Origin of the sequence: Bacillus sp. MYb56 (genome assembly GCF_002976445.1) — a bacterium.
In the GTDB taxonomy this organism is placed as follows: Bacteria; Bacillota; Bacilli; order Bacillales; family Bacillaceae_G; genus Bacillus_A; species Bacillus_A mycoides.
In genome coordinates, this window is the sequence record NZ_PCOH01000105.1 from 1 (window position 1) to 2,893 (window position 2,893).

Genomic DNA, 2,893 nt, shown 5'->3' on the forward strand with positions numbered 1-2,893 from the left:
GTGGATGTCCATTTCACTATTCTTATTTGAACGATCCATACGGTACGTATTATGGGACAACGAAAACAAAAGGAAATGTTATTTTTGATATTTTTCATAAAGACAAACAAAGAAAGAGTTATAACGGTGTAATGGTTGGAAAGCCTGGTGCTGGAAAATCAACCTTACTAAAAAAGAAAGCCGTGGATTATGCAAGTAAGGGACATTTTATCCGTATTTTTGATATTGTAGGTGAATTTGAGGAAACAGTACGTGACTTGAATGGAAAAACAATTGCATTAGATGGATCACAGGGTCAAATTAACCCACTTCAAGTGTATAAGACAGCAGAAAGTGAGGAAGTTAGTTTCATTCAGCATTTATCCAAAGTAACAACTTTTTATCGCTTTATTGCACCAGAAGCAAAAGATGATGAAATTAAAGAGTATGAAAATTTGCTTCGAAAATTATATATTCGTATGGGATTATGGAATGATAAAAAGGGAGTAACAAATGAAATTACAACAAGAAAACCGAAAGAATACCCTATCTTCTCTGATTTTTTAAATTTTGTTCGTAACGAGTTATATCAAGATGTAGAAAGTAAAAAACACCATGAAAATTTAGGAGACAGTAGAATCCATCGTTTAGAATTAATTGAATTAAATCTTATGAACCTAGTAGAAGTGTATGCGCAATTATTCGATGGACATTCTACAATTGAAGATTTCAAGAAAGAACAAGTTGTATCTTTTTCCTTACGGAATATATCCAGTTCTAAACCAGAAGTGTTTCAGGCGCAAATCTTTAATGTGTTAAATCTTCTTTGGGATGAAATGATTTCAAATGGTGCTCCTCAATTAAGAGCCTTTAACAAAAAACAAATTGCTTTTGAAGATGTCATTCGATATTTCATTATTATTGACGAAGCACATCATATTATCAACACACGAAAAGAGAGTGCTCACGCTTTACAATTTTTAATTAAATTTAGCCGAGAAGACCGAAAATATTTTGCTGGTCTTTTATATGCAAGCCATACAATTCGAGATTTTGTACCAGAAGGATCTTCACAAGAAATGATAGATGAAATTAAAAAGCTATTTGAACTTACACAGTACAAATTTATCATGCAGCAAGATAATAACAGTTTAGATATGTTACGAAAAGTATTTGCAGGACAGTTAAGTGAAAGTGAGATTGCAGCAATCCCACATTTGCCAACAGGGGATGTCATTTTAAGTATTGGAGCTGTAAAAAACATTCACTTTCATGTAGAAGTAACAGATGAAGAATTGATGTTATTCGGGGGAGGTGCTTAATACCATGCATCTGGTTTTAAAGATCATACCAAAGAAATGGCTCATCACTTTAGCGTTAATTGTGATGGGTCTTTTTTCTTTTCTTTTACTTGGAGTCGTTAGTATTTTCATTGCAGCAATGGGAAGTGATAGTGGAACAGGAACAGACACGGGTGACATTACGTATACAGGTGAAGGGCAAGTGATGAATGTATCGCCCGAAGTTTTGAAATGGGAACCTACGATTCGTAAGTATGCGAAAGAGTTTGGCGTGGAACCCTTTGTCGCTTTAATGCTTGCCCAAATGATGCAAGAAAGTGGAGGGCGTGGCAGCGATCCGATGCAATCATCGGAGGGTGCTTTTAATACGAAATATTGCAAATCACCAAACTGTATTACAGATCCAGATTACAGTATTTGGGCTGGTGTACAGGAGTTTAAACATGCGATAGAAAGAGCTGGTGTAACGAGTCCTGGTGACATGGATCATATCAAAACAGCACTTCAAGCTTACAATTTTGGAACAGGATTTTTTGATTTTGTTGGCGCAAATGGTGGTAAGTATACGAAAGAATTAGCAATTAAATTTTCACAACAACAGTATCAAAAAGTAAAAAATACTGGTATGTATCATTGCCTTAGACCAGAAGCCGTACCATATCAAGCGTGCTACGGCGATATTTTGTACGTTGACGCAGTTTTAAAATATTATCAGCCGGGTTCTGTCGTTTCTGGTGGAGGAGGAAATCCAGGAAGTGGAGGCAGTAGCGGTTCAAAAGTTGCCGATGTAGGTCGCCAATGGATAGGGCGTTCTACGTATGTATTTGGTGGAGGACGTAACACAAATGACATTGCAAGAGGAATTTTTGATTGTTCAAGTTTTGTACGCTGGGCATTCGAACAAGTAGGGATGTATACCAGTCCGATAGGAGCTGTAAGTACGGAAACATTAAATAAAATCGGTACAAAAGTATCAGCAAACGATATGAAACCAGGTGACGTTATTTTCTTTGATACCTACAAACATGACGGACACGTTGGCATTGTAATTGATAAAAATACTTTCATTGGATGCCAAACTAATAAAGGTGTTTTCATTGAAGATTTAAATAATCCGTATTGGCAAAAAGTCTTTTCTGGTCATGTAAGAAGGTTCTAAAAACCGAAAGAATAGGAGACTAAAAGAATGAAAGATAAACGAAAATCTTTGTTTATTGTGTTTGTCATTTTAGTTGTAGGTGTGACAGCTTTTAATATCTATTTGAGCAAAAAGTCAATGAGTGATGGCAAAGAAAAACAGTTAAAACTTTCAAATGAATTACTAACAAAACAAAATGAAGACTTGAAAAAACGACTGGATAAGGTGCTTCCTTCCGCACAAGAACAACAAAGAAGGGCGTACTTATCGACAGCCGAAACGTTTATACAATTATCATTTCATCGAGAAAAAGAAGGCTACAGTGAGCGAAAAGAAAAGGCAAAATCCATTATGAGCGAAGAACTTTTACAACAATTTTATCCAACTGATAAATACGAATTAGGAGATACGTATAAAACGAAACCAATAGAAATGAAGTTTTATTTACAAGAAAATGAACCAGATAAAGAGGAAG

At 35.4% G+C, this 2,893-nt stretch carries 3 protein-coding genes; all 3 read left to right on the plus strand.

Annotated elements, in window-relative coordinates; all coding sequences use genetic code 11:
- The coding region (locus CQ058_RS31080) for a VirB4 family type IV secretion system protein (RefSeq protein ID WP_105590258.1) at positions 1 to 1,301 on the plus strand (1,301 nt) is incomplete at its 5' end.
- A gap of 4 nt (positions 1,302 to 1,305) precedes the next feature.
- On the plus strand, positions 1,306 to 2,439 hold the full coding sequence (locus CQ058_RS31085) for a bifunctional lytic transglycosylase/C40 family peptidase (protein ID WP_105590259.1): 1,134 nt from the start codon (positions 1,306 to 1,308) through the stop codon (positions 2,437 to 2,439).
- A gap of 27 nt (positions 2,440 to 2,466) precedes the next feature.
- Positions 2,467 to 2,893 (plus strand): MerR family transcriptional regulator (locus CQ058_RS31090; RefSeq protein ID WP_105590260.1); only part of this gene is annotated, 427 nt, incomplete at its 3' end.